The organism is Microbulbifer variabilis (assembly GCF_056232115.1).
On the sequence record NZ_CP174325.1, the window covers coordinates 2,065,447 to 2,082,500 of the forward strand.

Below are 17,054 nucleotides of genomic sequence, written 5' to 3' on the forward strand. Positions count from 1 at the left end.
ATAAAACAGCGAACCTTTTAAATAACTGCTGCGAGCAGTTCCGAGTGCTGTTCAGCCTGCAGGCGGGGACCATACTGGCTAACCACTTGCGCGGCGGCGCGACAAGCCAGTTCTCCCGCCTCTACAAACCCCATTTCCCGGTTGATCCCGTACAGGAAAGCACCTGCAAACATATCCCCGGCGCCATTGGTATCGATGGCATGGACTTCGGGGCTGGCCACGCGTTTAAGTTGTGTGCCATCCCACAGGAGTGCTCCATCGGCGCCGAGGGTGATAGCGAAGCTGCGGCAATAGTCACGCAGTGCTTCGGCGGCTGCATCCAAGGAATCGGTTCCGGTAAAGCCTAGGGCTTCATCGCGGTTGCAGAATAGGATATCTACGCCACCACCAATCATTTCCCGCAGGCCTTCGCCGAAGAACTGTACCATTGCCGGATCAGACAGGCTCAGGGCGGTTTTCACTCCAGCCTGTTGTGCCTGCTCGCGCAAGGTGATCGCTGCTTTACGGCCGGTCTCGGAAGAGACCAGGTAGCCTTCGATATAAGCCCATTGGGAGGATGCCAGAGCTTCATTGTCCAGTTCGGCCACAGACAACTTCTCGCTAATACCCAGGTAGGTATTCATACTGCGTTCGGCATCCGGGGTAATCAGTACCAGGCACTTGCCTGTGGTACCCCCATCGGCTTCCTGCAGGCTGGCAGGATAGTCGACGCCTGCGGCACTGAGATTATTGCGATAAAAATCGCCATTATCATCTGCAGCAACTTTACAGGAGTAAAAAGTGTTCAGTCCGAAATAGCTGGCAGCAATTACAGTGTTGGCGCCAGAGCCACCGCAGGCACGCTTGGCTGTGACCAAGTGATCCTGCAGGTCATCTACAAGCTGCTGCTGCCTGGCATCGTCGACCAGAGTCATGATTCCCTTTTCAACACCGAGGGCTGACAAGTCCGTGTCGGATACTTCAATTTCCGTATCCAGCAGGGCGGCGCCAATGCCGTAGAGATCGTATTGCCTCATATCTATCCTTTTCGGGGTATTTGTCTAGATTTCCGCCGCATTATGGCTGTGATTACAGCAAGTGCAAGGCGGTAGGTTTGACTTCAGCGAGGCATTGTTTATAAAGGCGCGTTAAGCCTCAATATGAACTAATAGGGCGTACTTGTGGTCAATCCACGAACAAGTGCGTAGCACTTCGATTTACGACCGGCCAGTATTTATTCTGGCGTGGGAGTCAGGTGGTTCAGGGATGTTCCCCAAAGGCACCGGTCCGGGTGCCGGAGGCAAGATACCAGTGGAGCTGCCACCAGCTGGTACCCTGCCAAAGATAGTGACTGGGCTGTCGTGCCCCGCTGTCAATTGATGTACTGACCTGGCAGCTGGATACCTCTTTTTATGGCCTCGACCAAACGCCGGCGCGGCAAAGCGTCACAACCGAAGAGACGATACCGCTGGCTCAAATTCCTGTTCCTGCTGGCTCTGGTGGGAGCACTCTCCCTTGCTGGTTATATGGCCTACCTGGATGTACAACTGCGAGAGCGTCTGGATAGCCGCCAGTACCAGCTGCCGGCGCGAGTCTATGCTCGTCCCCTGGTTTTGCGCGAAGGGATGGTGATGCATCCGGATGAATTAGCCTCCGAGTTTGCAGCACTTAATTACCGCAAGCAGGAAACCCTCAGCGAGCCCGGTTCCTGGTCCCAAAATGGCATGGATTACTCTGTTTGGCGTCGCGATTTTATTCACTCCAATGGCCGAGAGCCGGCGGCAGTGGTTTCTTTCCGCCTGCGCAACGATGAGATTAGCAATCTGCGCGATAGCGATGGGCAGCGCATCGCGGAATTCCGCCTGGATGCGGCCAATATTGGCTCCTTACTCGGAGGTGGTGATGATCGCAACCCTGTGAGATTTAGCGATATCCCGCCGCTGGTGGCCAATACTCTGATTGCTGTGGAGGACCAGGATTTCCTCAACCACTTTGGTATATCCCCTCGGGGTATTGCTCGTGCCATGGTTGCCAACGTGAAGGCCGGGCGTCTGGTACAAGGTGGTTCCACCATCACTCAGCAGCTGGTGAAAAATATATTTTTTGATCACAAGCCGAGCCTGCAGCGAAAAATTAATGAAGCGCTGATGGCAGTTTTGATGGAGATCCACTACGACAAAGGCTACATCCTGCAGGAGTACATCAACGAGGTTTGGCTCGGACAGCAGGGCGCCCGAGGCATCTATGGTTTCGGGCTGGCCTCTGAATTTTACTTCCAGCAGCCACTGGACACCCTGGAACCGCATCAGGTGGCATTACTGGTGGGTTTGGCCAAGGGCGCTTCTTACTACAATCCCTGGCGACACCCCGAGCGTGCACTCGAGCGTCGTAACACTGTATTGGAACTAATGCTGGAGCAGGGGTTAATTTCCCAGGCTGAGTTCGAACTCTATGCGGCCAAACCCTTGGGGGTGGTGAAAGGTGGAGTGACTGCGCAAAACCCTTACCCTGCTTTCACAGAGCGGTTATTGGCGGAATTGCGCCCCTACTATTCCTATGAAGAGCTGCGGACTGCGGGCTTGAGGATCTATACCAGCTTGTCGCCTTCGGTACAGAAGCTGGCCGAAGAGGCTATCAGTAATGGGGTCCTGCAGCTGGAAAAGGACCGGGGAATTAAGGTCAATACTTTACAGGCCGCCACCGTGCTGATGGACAACCGCAGCGGTAACGTGCTGGCTATGGTGGGAGACCGCGATCCGGATTATCCGGGCTTTAACCGCGCGCTTGAGGCCCGCCGGCAAGTGGGCTCGCTGATCAAGCCCGCAGTCTTCCTCACTGCCCTTGAGCGCCCAGAAGAGTACAATCTGGCGACGCTTATTGACGATGCGCCTGTGCGCATCGAAGAGGCGGACGGCGATGTGTGGATGCCGCAGAATTTCGACAAGCTAGCCCACGGCCAGGTACCTCTTTACGTAGCGCTTGCAAAATCCTACAACCTTGCCACAGCGCACCTGGGGCTGGATCTGGGGCTGCAGAATGTGCGTCAGACCATTCGCCGTCTGGGAGTGGAAACCAGCCTGCCGAAGGTGCCGGCGATGTTACTGGGTGCCGTTGAAATGACACCATTTGAAGTGGCTGGCATGTATCAGACTATTGCCAACGGTGGCGAAACTGTGGAGCCGCGCACTTTGCTGGCAGTCTCCGATGCCGGTGGCGGGCGTGTCCAGAACTTCCGCCGCCGTGCCCATCGCGGAGTTGATGCGGTACCGGCCTACCTGCTCCGCTGGGGTCTGGAGCAGGCTATGCGTGAGGGTACCGGACGCAGGTCTGCCAAGCGTTTACCTAGCAGTGTGGCATTTGCAGGTAAAACCGGAACTACCAACAATAACCGCGACAGCTGGTTTGCCGGTTTCTCTCCGGAGATTACTGCAGTGGTTTGGCTCGGGCGCGATGACAATGAGCGCACTCGCCTGACGGGGTCTACCGGTGCACTGCCAATTTGGACAGAGATCATGCGCAAGCTGCCCCATGAGCATGGGCCTGTGGAGCCGCCGCGGGGGGTGGAGGTCAAGTCGGTGAATGCACGCGGCGAATATATGGACCCGGACTACTGTCGTGGCGGATATGAAATTCCTTTCTCCTACGAGACGCGCCTGCAGCCGGCACCGGAATGTCGCGGGCGTGATCGTTGGCGCTGGTTTCGCAACCTGTTTGGCAATGGGCGCTCAGAGGCGGCACCGCGGGAGCAAATGACTCCCGGCTGGGGTGTAGATCCCAGCGAGCAGCAGCTGCGTGAGCAGCGTCGTCGCCAAATGCAGGAACAGTTGCGTGGTGATGATGCGGAAGAATTTGGTGTTGATCGGGGGTACGAAGAAGAGCCCGTCGAGCTCCCCCGCAACCAATCTTTTGAATCGGGCCCTGGCGGCGCCCCCGTAGAGGAGGCTCAGCCGATAGGCCCGGCACTGGAAGACCAGTGGCCCTGACTTAAGTCGCATGACCGAGAGTCGCGCGCGATTCTTGACGACTAGCTCTGCAGCAGTCGTGCGGCCTCTTCGGCGAAGTAGGTGAGGATGCCATCTGCACCGGCGCGCTTAAAGGCGAGCAGTGATTCCAAGATAACAGCCTCCCGCTGTAGCCAGCCGTTCTCGAAGGCGGCACAGTGCATCGCGTACTCTCCGCTCACCTGGTAGGCGAAGGTGGGCACTCGCAATTCTTCCTTCACCCTGCGTACTATATCCAGATAGGGCATACCCGGTTTAACCATCACCATATCAGCACCTTCCTGCAGATCCAGAGCGCACTCGTGTATGGCTTCATCGGTATTGGCTGGGTCCATCTGGTAGCTGGCTTTACTGCCGCCTTTCAAATTGCCCGCTGAGCCAACCGCGTCGCGGAAGGGGCCGTAGTAGGCAGAGGCGTACTTGGCCGCGTAGGACATAATCAGGGTATTGGTGTGGCCTGCCCCTTCGAGAGCCTGGCGAATGGCGCCGATGCGACCGTCCATCATATCTGAAGGTGCGACCATGTCTGCACCGGCAGCTGCATGGGATAGAGCCTGCTGCACCAGTACTTCTACAGTTTCATCGTTGACGATATAACCGCTGTGGTCCATCAGCCCGTCCTGGCCGTGGCTGGTAAAGGGGTCCAGGGCTACATCGGTAATGACGCCCAGCTCAGGCGCAGCATCTTTCAGCTCACGCACGGCGCGCTGGGCCAAGCCATCGGCATCGTGGGCGGCACTGGCGCAGTCTGATTTTGCCGAGGGATCTACCACGGGAAACAGGGCCACTGCGGGGATGCCCAGTTGCTGCAGTAGCTTCGCTTTTCTCGCCAACAAATCCACACTCAGGCGCTCCACCCCTGGCATAGAGGCTACCTTTTGGGTTTCGTTGCGCCCCTCGATTACAAACAGCGGCAGGATCAGGTCATCGCAACTGAGCTGGGTTTCACGCACCAGGCGACGCGAAAAATCCTGGGCACGCAGGCGGCGCAGGCGGGTGTTGGGATAGGCACCGCGGCCGAGACTTTGACTCATAGGGCATTTACTCCGACTATCCATAAGGCTGCAGAAATCCTGCAGCCACAATTGGCGGCCATCATATCAAATTGCTTACTGCGGTGATTTCGGAGGCTCCATAAGTCCCCGCAGTTAGCCTCCATTCAGGGTTGAGCTGAGCGCAGATAGCGCACCAGTGATTTACCGGCGGCTTCAATATGTTGTGTCAGTAATGTTGTGGCTAGCTCTCTATCTCCCCTTTTCAGGGCTTTGAGGATGGAGAAATGCTCCCCCTGGCTAGTGTTTTGGTATTGCAGGCTGCGGGATTGGTAACCGATATAGCGTTCACACTGGCGGTGTAGTTGTTCCACTGCAGAAAAAAGCGTTGGTCGCTCGGCTGCCTTGTAAATGCAGGCATGGAACTGCCAATTCAGGTTGCCGATTAGTTCGGCGGACATTTGGGGGTTGGCCTCCATCGAATCGAGAATATCGTTGGCTCGCCCCAGTACTTCCCCACTGAGCTTATCTAGCGCCAGGGTCTGCAATAGGGGCTCGAGGCGCATACGCATCAGGTAGAGGTCCTCTACTTCGATAGGGTCAAACTGAGGCACTGCAACACCGCGCTTGCCGTGTGGTGAGAGCCAGCCTTCATTTCGAAGTTGATGCAGGGCATCCCGTACCGGGATACGGCTTACATCGTAGAGTTCAGCAAGTTCAACCTGCCTTAATACTTGCCCTGGGATGAAGCGCCCCCGCTGTAGATCTGCTTTGATTTTATCGTATAGGCCCATTGGAGCTTATGAACTCCTGCGGTTAAAAAGCCAGTAACAGGCGAGCCCGCCCAGTAGCCCCCAAAATGCGGAGCTGACACCAAACAAACTAATACCTGAAGCGCTGACTAAGAATGTGATGATTGCCGCTTCTCGATGTTCTGCTTCTGCCGTAGCACTTGCCAGGCTATTGCCAATGACCCCTATCAATGCCAAGCCCGCAAGGCCGGCGATTAATTCCTGTGGAAAAGCGCTAAATAATGCCACTACGCTGGCACCACACAAGCCCACGATTAGATAAAAGATACCGGCCGCAATACCGGCGGTATAGCGCTTGTCTGGATTGGGATGCGCCTCAGGACCGGTGCAAATTGCCGCCGTAATAGCGGCCAGGTTGAAGGCAAACCCGCCAAAAGGGGTCAGTAGTAGGGAAGCCAGGCCCGTACCGCTGATGACTGGGGAAATGGGCACTCTTCCATAGCCGCTGGCAGCCAGAGTTGCGGCACCGGGCAGATTCTGGGAGGTCATAGTGACGATAAACAAAGGCAGTCCAATACCGATCAAAGTGGAAAGGCGAAACTCCGGAGTAACCCATACGGGTTGTGCGGCTTGCCAGTGGATTTGATCGAAAGCGATCAATTGTAGCTTCCAGCAGGCAGAGACCCCGACCATGAGTACCAAAAGAATGGCATACCGCGGCGCCCATCTCCGCCCAACTATGTAGGTTAGGGACATAGCGCCAACAAGAATTGGCTGGGCTTGCAGGGATGTGAATACAGAGAGGCCAAATTGTAACAGTATACCTGCGAGCATGGCACTGGCGATGGGGGTTGGTACTAGGCGATTTACCCGGTCAAAGGCTCCAGAAAGGCCTACCAGCAGAGTTAATATGGCGCTGCAGACGAAAGCTCCAATAGCTTCGGCAATCGGAATCCCGGTGAGACTGGTGGCCAGCAATGCTGCGCCTGGGGTCGACCACGCAGTAATCACGGGAGCCCGGTAATACCAGGAAAAGGCGATACAGGTTAGCCCCATTCCCAATCCGAGGGCACCGATCCATGAGCCGGTCATTAGCTGGTCGGCACCGGCAGCCCGTGCGGCCTCAAAAACAATCGCTGCTGAGCTGGCCACTCCTACCAGAACTGTGATGAACCCGGCGCTGACAGTGGAGAGGCTGGTATCTAAAAGTGGCGATTTATTCAAAATGTATACCTTTTAAATTATGTATACATTTTTGTAGATGCTTTAACAATATACAAGACTTATGCGTCGAAGCGCGCCAATACCTGAGAAATGGCTGTGATTTGTGCGAGTGGTAAAATGGAATTTAGTGTTGGAGTGCAGCACCTGCGGGCGGCAGGTGCTGTAGCGGGGGCAATCAGTCGAGGCGTGCAAAGACTTTTTCTGCAGCGGCTATGGTTGCTTCAATATCCTCATCGGTGTGAGCCGCGGACATAAACCCGGCCTCGTAGGATGCTGGTGCCAGATAGACCCCCTCCTCGAGCATGCCGTGGAAGAAGCGATTAAAGCGCTCATTGTTGCATGCCATTACCTGCTGGTAATTGGTGACCTTTGACTCCTCGGTGAAGAAAAAGCCGAACATGCTGCCAACTTTGTTGGCCGTAACAGGAATACCTGCTGTCTTCCCGGCAGCGAGAATGCCTTCCACCAGGCGGTCTGTCCTGGCTACCAGTGGCTTGTAGAAGTCGCTCTCCTCTACCAAGCGTAGGGTTTCCAGGCCTGCCACCATGGCCACCGGATTTCCGGACAGGGTGCCTGCCTGATAAACCGGCCCCAGTGGCGCTATCTGCTCCATAATTTTGCGTTTGCCACCGAAGGCGCCTACTGGCATACCGCCACCGATTACTTTACCGAGGGTAGTAATATCGGCTTCGATACCATAAAAGCCCTGAGCGCCGGTCAGGCTCACGCGAAAACCGGTCATTACCTCGTCAAGAATTAACAGGGCGCCGTACTGGTCGCAGACTTCCCGCAGGGTTTCCAGAAAGCCGGGCACCGGGGGAATACAGTTCATATTACCGGCTACGGGTTCGACGATAATGCAGGCGATCTGATCACCGAACTCTTCGAAGCAGGCGCGTACAGCATCTGGATCGTTGTAACTCAGGGTGATGGTGTGGTCCGCAAGGGCGGCAGGCACCCCTGGGGAGGAGGGCACGCCCATGGTCAGGGCGCCGGAACCGGCTTTGACCAGCAATGAGTCTGAATGGCCGTGGTAGCAGCCCTCAAACTTCACAATCTTATCCCGTCCGGTATAACCGCGTGCCAAGCGAATGGCGCTCATTGTGGCTTCGGTGCCGGAGTTGACGAAGCGCACCAGATCCATATTTGGCCATAGCCGGCAGAGTTCCTCGGCCAGCTCGGTTTCCAGCTCGGTGGGAGCGCCAAAGCTGAGGCCGGATTGAGCCTGCTCCACAACGGCCTCTATGACTTCGGGGTGGGCGTGGCCTAAAACCATGGGCCCCCAGGACTGTACATAGTCGATATAGCGCTTGTCATCAGCGTCGTAGAGGTAGGCGCCCTCGGCACGGCGGATAAATACCGGCGTACCGCCAACCGCGCGGAAAGCCCGTACCGGAGAGTTAACGCCGCCGGGAATGTACTGCTGTGCTTCTGCGAAGAGCTGCTCGGATTTACTCATAGAATTCATTCAGAAATTACGGAATAGGCCAAGAATCAGCGGACCATTATCGCGGCGACAGGCCTTGAGGACAATGTGGAGATCACAGGGGGTGTGGATTTCGGGTTGGCCGGCGGGTCGCACCGATTTTCACACCGATGCGGCAAGTCACTTGTCGGGCAGGGAGAGGCTTTAGCGCTCACACCAGAAAAGGCGATTGGGTATCGGCCGCCCCATACCCAGGCGGCGGCTGTCGCGAATGGCGCTCCAGGCATACTGTTGGCTGCGACTGACAGCCTCAATGATGGTCAGGCCGTGGGCAATATGGCAGGCGATCGCTGTGGCCAGGGTTCCGCAGACCCCATAGGCCGCTGGTGGCAACCGTTCCCAGTGGAATTCCCGGATCAGGCCACGTTCGTCGTAGAGACGGTTTTGTAGCTGTTGCTCATGGGGTACGCCAGTAAGTAACAGATAGCGGCAACCGCTTTCAAGCAGCTCCTGGGCCATGGCGTCATGGGTATCGGCCTCCACCGCCATAGCGCGGGCTTCGCGGCGATTTGGGCAGACCATGGTGGCATAGGGGAGTAGTAGGGAGGCCATGGCTTCCCATAGTGGGGGGGCCAACACACTTTCCTTATCCGCCAGTGTGGCATCGGGGTCGATCACTACCGGGATATCGGGGTAGTCCCGCAATACGCTGTGCAGTGCCCGAACATTCTCTACGGAGCCCAGGTATCCCACCTTGATTGCAGCTACCGGCATATCTTCCAGAACTGTGCGGGTTTGCTCTACTAGCAAGCTTTCATCTACTGGAGCAACCCCAAGCAGTTCGCCAGTGTTACACACACTGATGGCGGAAACCGCGGAGGCAGCATGGCAGCCCAGGCTGACAGCCGTCTCCGTATCTGCGGCTATTCCTGCACTGCCGCTAGGGTCATGGTGGGTGACGGTCAGAATAACGGGCTGCGGTGTATCCATAGAAAATCTACATGACTGCCAAAAGCTGTGCGCCTAATTTTAGTTGCTGGCTGCCCGATACAAAGAATGATTCTGCGCCAAATTAAAATGGCTTGACCACAGCCAGAATCACAATGGCAAACAAGGCTACAGTCGGAACCTCATTAAAAATACGAAAATAGCGTCCGCTACGGGTATTGGTACCCTGGGCAAACTTACGCACATAGGCTCCACACATATGATGATAGGCCAGTAACAGCACGACAAAGGTAAGTTTCGCGTGCATCCAGCCTGCGGATGTGTAGTAAGCCGGGTTTAGGCTGTAGAGCCAGATGCCTAGAGCTACGGTAGCGATCATCGCGGGAATGGCGATACCGCGGTACAGGCGTCGCTCCATAATGCAAAAGCGATCGCGACTTACGGCGTCTGTGGCATCGACATGGTAGACAAAAAGGCGTGGCAAGTAGAAAAGCGCAGCAAACCAGCACACCATGGCGATAATGTGAAAAGCCTTGATCCACAGCATTGAATATCCCCTCAAAAAGAAACGCGAAATTATTTTATTTCCGGTAAAAGTTATCGATCTGTAGCGGCAGAATAATGCCCGCGATGCGATTGTCCAGTGAGCCGCTCTGATGGCGACTGATATACAGGGCATCGGCTCCAGTGCTTTTCAGTTTTTGCTGGGCTTCGAGCAGGGTGGCGCACCAATTTAGTTCGGCCATTTGTTTACGCTCGCCAGGAATTTTAAGCAGGTCTATGAGGGGGGGCTGCCCAGGTTTTTCCTCCTCTTGTTTTACTGTGGTTTCTGTATCCCCACCTTTTTCGGCACCCTGTAAAAATGTGGCCAGGTCGGCAGCACGCAACAATTGCGGAGCGGGTTCACCGGGCAGGTCGATCAAAATCCACTGGGGGTGTTGAGCGATTAACTCTCTCGCCTGATCAACTGGGATTTCCCTTGGTTCAACGACAAAGTTTCTGTCCATTTGGCTGGCTACGCCGACACTACTGAGCATTTGTTGGCGCCAGGTGGGGGTCCCGGCCTTGTTCAAGGCGCGTAAGGTTTCCTGGTAAATCCCCCGGGTGGCGAATACCTGTCTGCTAATAAGCATCGCTACTACGATCATCATCATGCCTGGGAACAGGACATTCGGATTGTAGGTCAGTTCGAGAATTGCCAGCAAAGCTGCCAGTGGAGCATTGAGCATTGCCGCCATCATTGCGGCCATACCCACCATTGCATAAAAGCCCGGGCTGGCGGTGTGTGGTCCCAGCCACATATTGGCGAGGCCTCCTGCGATCCCCCCCAGGCAGGCACCAAGAATTAGGGCTGGGCCTATGACTCCTCCGGGGATACCCAGCCCCGAACCCAGTGCTGTTGCCACCAACTTGGCGGCAACAATTACCGTTAATGTGGCGATGCCCAATTCTCCCAGCATTGCCATTTGTAGGGTGTCGTAGCCACCACCAAGAATTTCAGGTACCCAAATGCCTAAGGTGCCGGTTACAAGTCCCACCAGTAAGAAGCGCAGTAGCGGGGAGCGATACTGTTGGCGTGTCAGGCTGCGGTGGGCCCAAATAAATAGAGCTGCCAAGAGTCCGATTGCGAGTGCGCAGAGAAATAGGATAGGCAGCTCTGCGAGGGAGTTAAGCTGGATAGCCGGAACGTTAAAGTCTGGCTCACGCCCAAAGGTAATTTGGGTGATGGCACTGCCAGTCACTGCAGCCAACATGACAGGTAAAAAACCCACCACTGAATACTCGAGCATCACCACTTCCATGGCGAACACCATCCCGGCCAAAGGAGTATTAAAAGATGCGGCGATAGCTGCGGCTACACCGCAGCCCAGCAGGCTGCGTGCCGAGTTATTGGGCAGGTGCAGTACACGTGCTAGCCAGCTGCCACTGGCGGCTCCAAGGTGTACAGCAGGCCCCTCACGTCCTACAGAGTGGCCGCTGATCAGAGCAATGGCGCCGGCAAAAAACTGCAGTAGAGCATTTTGTATTGGCATTTTGCCCTGATGGTTATAGAGGCGATCGAGAACATGCACCACACCGACGTCGTAGCGCTTGGGGCTGAGTAGCAGATAGATAATGCCGATCACCAGTGAGCCCAGCACAGGTAGGGCAAATCGCCAGAAAGGCGATAAGGATTCATAATTTTGGGGGACTGACAGGAAAAATGTTGTAGGCCACTCCATTGCCAGGCGGAAGAGAATAGTTACACCTCCAGCCAATAGCCCAGTAATTAATGCCATACCCACTAGTGGCGCTAAAGCCTCCTTGGCAGAGAGTTGCAAACGCACGTGTTCCAAGCTGTTTGTCTTGGGTAAACACCGAGCTAACGCGTTTTTCAGTAATTTCCTAGGGCGCTGTGACACTGCACATCCTTCAAGTGCTGGGGCTTATGGTAGAGTGCTTGGCTGGTTTTATGATTATCGTCTCAGTTGGCAGATTTACCGGGAGATTTTAGCAAGGTGATTAAGGTAGCAATTGTTGGTGGCACCGGCTACACAGGTGTTGAACTGCTAAGGCTTTTGACGACACATCCGCAAGCAGAAGTTACCGCAATCACCTCACGCTCTTTGAAAGGCACCCCGGTGGCGGAGTTATTTTCCAGCTTGCGAGGCCATTATGACTTGGCTTTTTGTGAGCCGGATATTGAGCAACTGTCCGCTTGTGATGTGGTATTTTTTGCCACTCCCCATGGGGTTGCCCAGGCCCAGGTGCCGGCGTTGATTAAAAGAGGTGTACGAGTTATCGACCTCTCCGCCGATTTCCGCCTCAAAGATATTTCCACCTGGGAGCAGTGGTATGGCCAGGAGCATGCTGCTCCCGAGTTGGCCCAGGAGGCCATATACGGATTACCGGAAGTAAATCGTGCCGAGATAGCTGGTGCTCAATTGGTGGCCTGCCCAGGCTGTTATCCCACTGCGATTCAGCTGGGCTGGATTCCACTATTGGAGGCGGGCGCTATTGAACCAGCGGGCTTAATCGCCAGCGCTGCTAGTGGTGCCAGCGGTGCGGGTCGCCAGGGTAAGACGGATTTGATATTGGCTGAAAACAACGACAATTTCCGCGCCTATGGGGCTGCTGGCCATCGCCACTTACCCGAAATTGAGCAGGGGCTACGACGGGTCCAACCCTGTGAGGCGAGCCCTGCCCAGGTGACCTTTGTTCCACATCTCCTGCCAATGATCCGGGGCATACACGCAACCTTGTTCGCGAAGTCCAAGACAGATATGTCACCACTGGAATTGCAGCAGTTGTTTGAAAGTCGCTATCAGAATGAGCCTTTTGTGGATGTTCTCCCCGCTGGCAGTCACCCTCAAACCCGTAGTGTGAGAGGTACGAATATGTGTCGTATTTCCGTGATGCAGCCCCAGGGTCGGGATACTCTGCTGGTAATGTCGGTAATCGATAACCTCGCCAAGGGCGCTTCTGCCCAGGCGATACAGAATATGAACATTATGTTTGGCCTAACTGAGACGTTGGGCTTGGAGAGCCCGGCGCTGCTGCCTTAGAATCAAAAAAAATACGACAATCGATAAAACCCGGTTAAGCCGTAGCGGATTTTTGGGAGCTCAGAGTGAAAGGCAGCAAGCAGTACCGTATGAAAGTGGTGCCCCATCGCCCCTTTTCAGGTGTAATCACAGCAGGTGGTGTCGCCCTGTTGGTACTGGTTACTTCTGCCAGCTCTTACTACGCCGGACAGTATCAACTGCGTAAAAACCTCGATGAAAAAACGAGGGAGTACACAAGGGTACTGGGGCGCCTTGAGGCGTTGAACAGTGAAAATGAAACTCTGCGCATGCGTGCAGCAACTGCTGAGCAGTCCCTGGCGATTGGTGAGCAGGCCAGTGAGACTGTACGAACCGAGCTTGTGCAGAAAGAAAACCAGATCGCAGAGCTAAAGCAGGAAATCTCTTTTTACCGCGGCGTTATGGCCCCGGCAGATGGTGGTGAGGGAGTATCTATAGGCCGCTTTATTCTTTCGCAGACGGCTGATGCGCGGAGTTACCAATACAAATTACAAGTCCAGCAGTCGGCGGTGCGACGCAACGTGGTTCAAGGCTCAGCCACTTTCACTGTGGTGGGGCGCCAGGATGGAGAGCTGAAAAGCTACCCACTAAAAGATTTGTCTGACCAGGTGGAGAGCGTATCCATTCCACTGCGTTTTAAATACTTCCAGAATATTGAGGGCGAACTGCGCCTCCCCGAGGGCTTTGTTCCTGAAGGGGTGGAGTTATCGCTTAAGTCTACCGGGCGCAAGGGATTCAATATCGAACAGCGCTACGGTTGGCTGGTACAGAAAAGCTAGCATTAATGCCAGAGGCATGAGGTTTTAGGGATTATGTTGAGAAAAAAAGAGAAACAAGTAGCTATGGCCAGTTCCGGTAGTAACCACACGACCCTAATTGCGCGCCAGACAGAAGTATCTGGGGATATTCACTTTCGTGGCAATCTGGTCATTGAGGGCAAGGTAAAAGGCAATGTCACCGCTCATAGCGATAGTGATGCGCGCCTGCAGATAGTCGATGGCGGAATCATAGAGGGAGAGATCCGTGTTCCTCAGGTGGTGATTAACGGAAACGTGAATGGCGATGTGTACGCCACGCGCCACCTGGAGCTGGCGGCCAAGGCTATGGTGGAAGGCAATGTGCACTATAAGCTGATTGAGATGGTAAAGGGTGCCCAGGTGAACGGGGCCCTGGTTTCCAACGTGGATATTAGCTCCGCTGGTGAGACCCCCATGATCGGTTACTCGGAAGATGAGACTGTCATCGAGGCTTCCTGAAGCCCACTCGACAGGCCTGGCAGGTGAGTAGCACCAGAGCCTGTTGCTCGCAAATACTTGACTGGTTTCCTGGGTTTAAGCAAGATGACGCCCCCGTAGCTGCATTCTGCATAGCTTTTATGCGAGCTGCGAATGTCCCGATGAGTTGAGAGAGACTTATGTCAGAAGCTGTATCCTTTTCTCCTGCGCCACTGGTAGTCACCGATAAAGCTGTGGCCAAGGTAAAGAGCCTGTTGGAAGAGGAGGGCAACCCGGAGCTCAAGCTCAGGGTGTTCGTCACCGGTGGTGGCTGCTCAGGATTCCAATACGGTTTTACCTTCGATGAACTGGTTGCCGAAGACGATGCCATCATTGAGAAAGATGGTATCCAGGTACTGGTTGACGCCATGAGTTATCCATACTTGGTTGGCGCCAATGTTGATTACGAAGAGGGTTTGGCCGGATCTCGCTTTGTGGTGCAGAACCCCAATGCTTCCTCAACCTGTGGGTGCGGCTCCTCCTTCTCGATCTGAGCCGCACTTTAGGCGATTTGAGCGGTGTTTCAGGGGGAGTAAATGGCGCCCAAAACAGCCTCTTTTTTTGCTCCTGTGACTCCGGGGCAGTTGCCGGGCAGGCCGAGTAGAGTCTGCCGGGCCAGCCAGGCAAAGCCCACAGCTTCGAGCCAGTCGGCATCGATTCCATAAGTGCCGGTATCGGTAATTGACCAGGTTGGCAGTCGTCTCTGCAGTCGAGACAGCAGATCTTTATTTTTGGCCCCGCCCCCACAAATCAGTAGTTCCCCCCCATCAGCGAACAAATGCACAGCCTCGGCAATACTGGCGGCAGTTACTTCCGACAGGGTTGCCTGCACGTCTGCAGGAGACAGCTCCAGGCCAGCTAGCGCCTGCTCCAGCCAGCTGGCATTGAAGGTTTCACGGCCGGTACTCTTGGGAGGCTCCGCAGCAAAATAGGGATCTGACATCAGGCGATTGAGCAACTCGGGGTGGGCACGACCACCAGCTGCCCAGGCGCCATCCCGGTCAAACGGTTGCTTCTTATGTAGGTTCACCCAATAGTCCAGCAAGGCGTTGCCGGGCCCGGTATCGTAACCATATACACTGCCATCGGCTGTCAGCTCGGTGATATTGGCCATTCCACCGATATTCACCACGGCGCGATTGCCCTCGGTTTTAAAAGCGGCGCGGTGAAATGCGGGCATTAGCGGAGCACCCTGGCCTCCGAGGGCCATATCGCGTCGGCGGAAGTCCGCTACCGTACTGATACCAGTCAAAGCTGCGATAGTGTTCGGGTCCCCCAGTTGTAAAGTGAAGGGGGAGGTCACAGTGCCTGGCGGGCGGTGCCGCACAGTTTGTCCGTGGCTGCCAATTGCGGTTACTGCGCTGGCCTCAATACCGGCACGGGCCAACAGGGTATTGGTGGCCTCGGCAAAAGCCTGGCCGAGCTGTCGGTCCAACTGTCCGGCACGATCCAGTTCAGAGGGACCTGGGGCGCAGAGGGCTAGGATGGCATCACGCAGCGAGGGGTGAATCGGGTGGCCCAGAGCTGCCAGGATACGCGGCTTGATTCTCTCTTCGCCGCCAAAATCGACCAGTGCAGCGTCGATGGAATCGACGCTAGTGCCGGACATTAGACCGATAAAAAGATCGGGCATATTGAATGGCGCTTTATCAATTGTTTTCGTCAAGTTTGGCCAATGCTGGGCCCTGGTAGTTTTCCAGTTTTGCCAGCAGAGGTTGAGTCTGGTTTTTGAAGCGCGTCATTTCAGAGGACGGCACTGACTTGGCTTTGGGAAGCTTGCGCACAATTGTTGCAGGGTTCCGATGTCTTCCGTCCACCAGGAATTCGTAGTGCAGGTGTGGACCGGTTGCATACCCGGTTGAGCCTACAGTGCCTATTACTTGGCGCTGTTTTACTCGTTGACCTTTCTTCACTTTGCGTTTGGTCAGGTGTAGGTAGCGGGTAACGTAACGTTCTCCGTGCTGAATAAATACATAATTGCCGTTGGGCTTACTGTAACCGGATGCGATCACACGGCCATCCCCTGTCGAGTAAACCGGGGTGCCACGCGGGGCGGCATAATCTGTGCCGTTGTGAGGGCGGCGCGACTTGAAAACCGGGTGCAAGCGCCGTGGATTAAAGTGGGAGCTGATGCGCACTATATCCAGCGGCGTACGAATAAATGCCTTGCGCATGCTTTTGCCTTCAGGCGTGTAGTAATTGGCGTCGCCGCTACTGTCGATGTAGCGCACTGCACTGTAAGTGCGGCCCTGATTGGTAAAACTGACCGCTAGAATGGGGCCATTGCCAATTTTTTCCCCATCCAGGAATTTCTCTTCAAACATCACGCTAAAGGTGTCGCCCTGGCGTATATCCAATGCAAAATCGATATCGGAGCTGAACACATCAGCCACTTCCATAATCAGGCTATCACTCAGACCGGCCTCACTTCCGGCAACAAACAGGGAACTGTCAATTTGAGCCAGGCGATAGGCGGGGTGGCTGTCAGGCTGGCGCTGTACCAACGTATGCTGGAAGTCATTACCCTCCGCGCGGGTAAATTTGACTTGGTTGAGACGGTCTCTCTGTAGTTCCAGACTTTGCAGTTGGCCTTCGGAGTTGACCTTAAATGTCAGCTCTTCACCAGGAGTCAGACGCGCTAGTTTCTTAGCTTCCTTGCCGCTGCCAAGCAGCTGATACATTTCGCCTGCGCTCACTTTGGCACGCTTGAACAGATCGGAAAGGGTGTCTCCGTTGCGCACCGTGAGGTTCAGGGACTGTATTGCCTCTACCGTCGCACTCGCCAAGGGAATGCTCTGGCGGGGCGAGACAGCCGCCAGTTGCTTGTCAATTTCCAGCGTGTCTTCATCTAAGGAAGAGAGATTGACGTCCAGGGGCATGCGCTTGGCTTCTACC

General features: G+C 55.2%; 15 protein-coding genes (1 of these 15 running past the window's edge). 5 read left to right on the forward strand and 10 right to left on the reverse strand.

Features of this window, described 5'->3' with window-relative positions; translation table 11 throughout:
• Nucleotides 1-17: 17 nt before the first annotated feature.
• Nucleotides 18-1,016, reverse strand: a complete 999-nt coding sequence (locus ACJJI7_RS08975; protein ID WP_020411483.1) for an adenosine kinase — start codon at nucleotides 1,014-1,016, stop codon at nucleotides 18-20.
• Nucleotides 1,017-1,391: 375 nt separating this feature from the next.
• Between ACJJI7_RS08975 and mrcB the strand changes: the two genes are divergently transcribed.
• On the forward strand, nucleotides 1,392-3,962 hold the full coding sequence (mrcB, locus tag ACJJI7_RS08980; protein WP_444902287.1) for a penicillin-binding protein 1B: 2,571 nt from the start codon (nucleotides 1,392-1,394) through the stop codon (nucleotides 3,960-3,962).
• A 41-nt stretch (nucleotides 3,963-4,003) separates the two neighbouring features.
• Here mrcB and hemB read toward each other — a convergent pair whose 3' ends face one another.
• From hemB to ACJJI7_RS09015, 7 genes are all read right to left on the reverse strand, one after another.
• A complete protein-coding gene (hemB, locus tag ACJJI7_RS08985; protein WP_282951758.1) occupies nucleotides 4,004-5,014 on the reverse strand; it encodes a porphobilinogen synthase in 1,011 nt (336 codons plus the stop codon).
• A 125-nt stretch (nucleotides 5,015-5,139) separates the two neighbouring features.
• Nucleotides 5,140-5,766, reverse strand: a complete 627-nt coding sequence (locus ACJJI7_RS08990; RefSeq protein ID WP_020411480.1) for a GntR family transcriptional regulator — start codon at nucleotides 5,764-5,766, stop codon at nucleotides 5,140-5,142.
• A 6-nt stretch (nucleotides 5,767-5,772) separates the two neighbouring features.
• The gene (locus tag ACJJI7_RS08995; RefSeq protein ID WP_444902286.1) at nucleotides 5,773-6,948 is read right to left on the reverse strand and encodes a benzoate/H(+) symporter BenE family transporter; all 1,176 of its coding nucleotides are present in this window, start codon (nucleotides 6,946-6,948) and stop codon (nucleotides 5,773-5,775) included.
• 175 nt (nucleotides 6,949-7,123) lie between these two features.
• Nucleotides 7,124-8,407 carry a glutamate-1-semialdehyde 2,1-aminomutase gene (gene hemL, locus ACJJI7_RS09000; protein ID WP_444902285.1) on the reverse strand — a complete coding sequence of 428 codons (1,284 nt, stop codon included), beginning with the start codon at nucleotides 8,405-8,407 and terminating at the stop codon, nucleotides 7,124-7,126.
• A 171-nt stretch (nucleotides 8,408-8,578) separates the two neighbouring features.
• Nucleotides 8,579-9,364: a bifunctional hydroxymethylpyrimidine kinase/phosphomethylpyrimidine kinase gene (thiD, locus tag ACJJI7_RS09005; RefSeq protein WP_020411477.1), complete on the reverse strand. Its 786-nt coding sequence runs from the start codon at nucleotides 9,362-9,364 to the stop codon at nucleotides 8,579-8,581.
• Nucleotides 9,365-9,446: 82 nt separating this feature from the next.
• The gene (gene hemJ / locus ACJJI7_RS09010) at nucleotides 9,447-9,869 is read right to left on the reverse strand and encodes a protoporphyrinogen oxidase HemJ (protein WP_282951756.1); all 423 of its coding nucleotides are present in this window, start codon (nucleotides 9,867-9,869) and stop codon (nucleotides 9,447-9,449) included.
• 34 nt (nucleotides 9,870-9,903) lie between these two features.
• Nucleotides 9,904-11,649 carry a chloride channel protein gene (locus ACJJI7_RS09015; RefSeq protein ID WP_444902617.1) on the reverse strand — a complete coding sequence of 582 codons (1,746 nt, stop codon included), beginning with the start codon at nucleotides 11,647-11,649 and terminating at the stop codon, nucleotides 9,904-9,906.
• A 171-nt stretch (nucleotides 11,650-11,820) separates the two neighbouring features.
• On the opposite strand from ACJJI7_RS09015, the gene argC reads away from it, so the two are divergent.
• The 4 genes from argC to erpA all read left to right on the forward strand — a co-directional run bounded on the left by argC (nucleotide 11,821) and on the right by erpA (nucleotide 14,653).
• Nucleotides 11,821-12,867: an N-acetyl-gamma-glutamyl-phosphate reductase gene (argC, locus tag ACJJI7_RS09020; protein ID WP_282951754.1), complete on the forward strand. Its 1,047-nt coding sequence runs from the start codon at nucleotides 11,821-11,823 to the stop codon at nucleotides 12,865-12,867.
• 65 nt (nucleotides 12,868-12,932) lie between these two features.
• On the forward strand, nucleotides 12,933-13,664 hold the full coding sequence (locus ACJJI7_RS09025) for a DUF6776 family protein (RefSeq protein ID WP_020411473.1): 732 nt from the start codon (nucleotides 12,933-12,935) through the stop codon (nucleotides 13,662-13,664).
• Between the two features lie 33 nt (nucleotides 13,665-13,697).
• Nucleotides 13,698-14,141: a bactofilin family protein gene (locus ACJJI7_RS09030; protein ID WP_157533300.1), complete on the forward strand. Its 444-nt coding sequence runs from the start codon at nucleotides 13,698-13,700 to the stop codon at nucleotides 14,139-14,141.
• A 158-nt stretch (nucleotides 14,142-14,299) separates the two neighbouring features.
• Complete coding sequence (erpA, locus tag ACJJI7_RS09035; RefSeq protein ID WP_020411471.1) at nucleotides 14,300-14,653, forward strand: iron-sulfur cluster insertion protein ErpA; 354 nt, start codon at nucleotides 14,300-14,302, stop codon at nucleotides 14,651-14,653.
• A gap of 29 nt (nucleotides 14,654-14,682) precedes the next feature.
• Here the strand turns inward: erpA and ACJJI7_RS09040 are convergent, their stop codons facing one another.
• Both ACJJI7_RS09040 and ACJJI7_RS09045 read right to left on the reverse strand, forming a co-directional pair.
• Complete coding sequence (locus ACJJI7_RS09040; RefSeq protein WP_026304892.1) at nucleotides 14,683-15,792, reverse strand: anhydro-N-acetylmuramic acid kinase; 1,110 nt, start codon at nucleotides 15,790-15,792, stop codon at nucleotides 14,683-14,685.
• 16 nt (nucleotides 15,793-15,808) lie between these two features.
• Nucleotides 15,809-17,054, reverse strand: the 3' portion of a protein-coding gene (locus ACJJI7_RS09045; protein WP_020411469.1) for a peptidoglycan DD-metalloendopeptidase family protein. It continues 134 nt past the right edge of the window; only the last 1,246 of its 1,380 coding nucleotides appear in the window; its start codon lies off the right edge, out of view; it ends in the stop codon at nucleotides 15,809-15,811.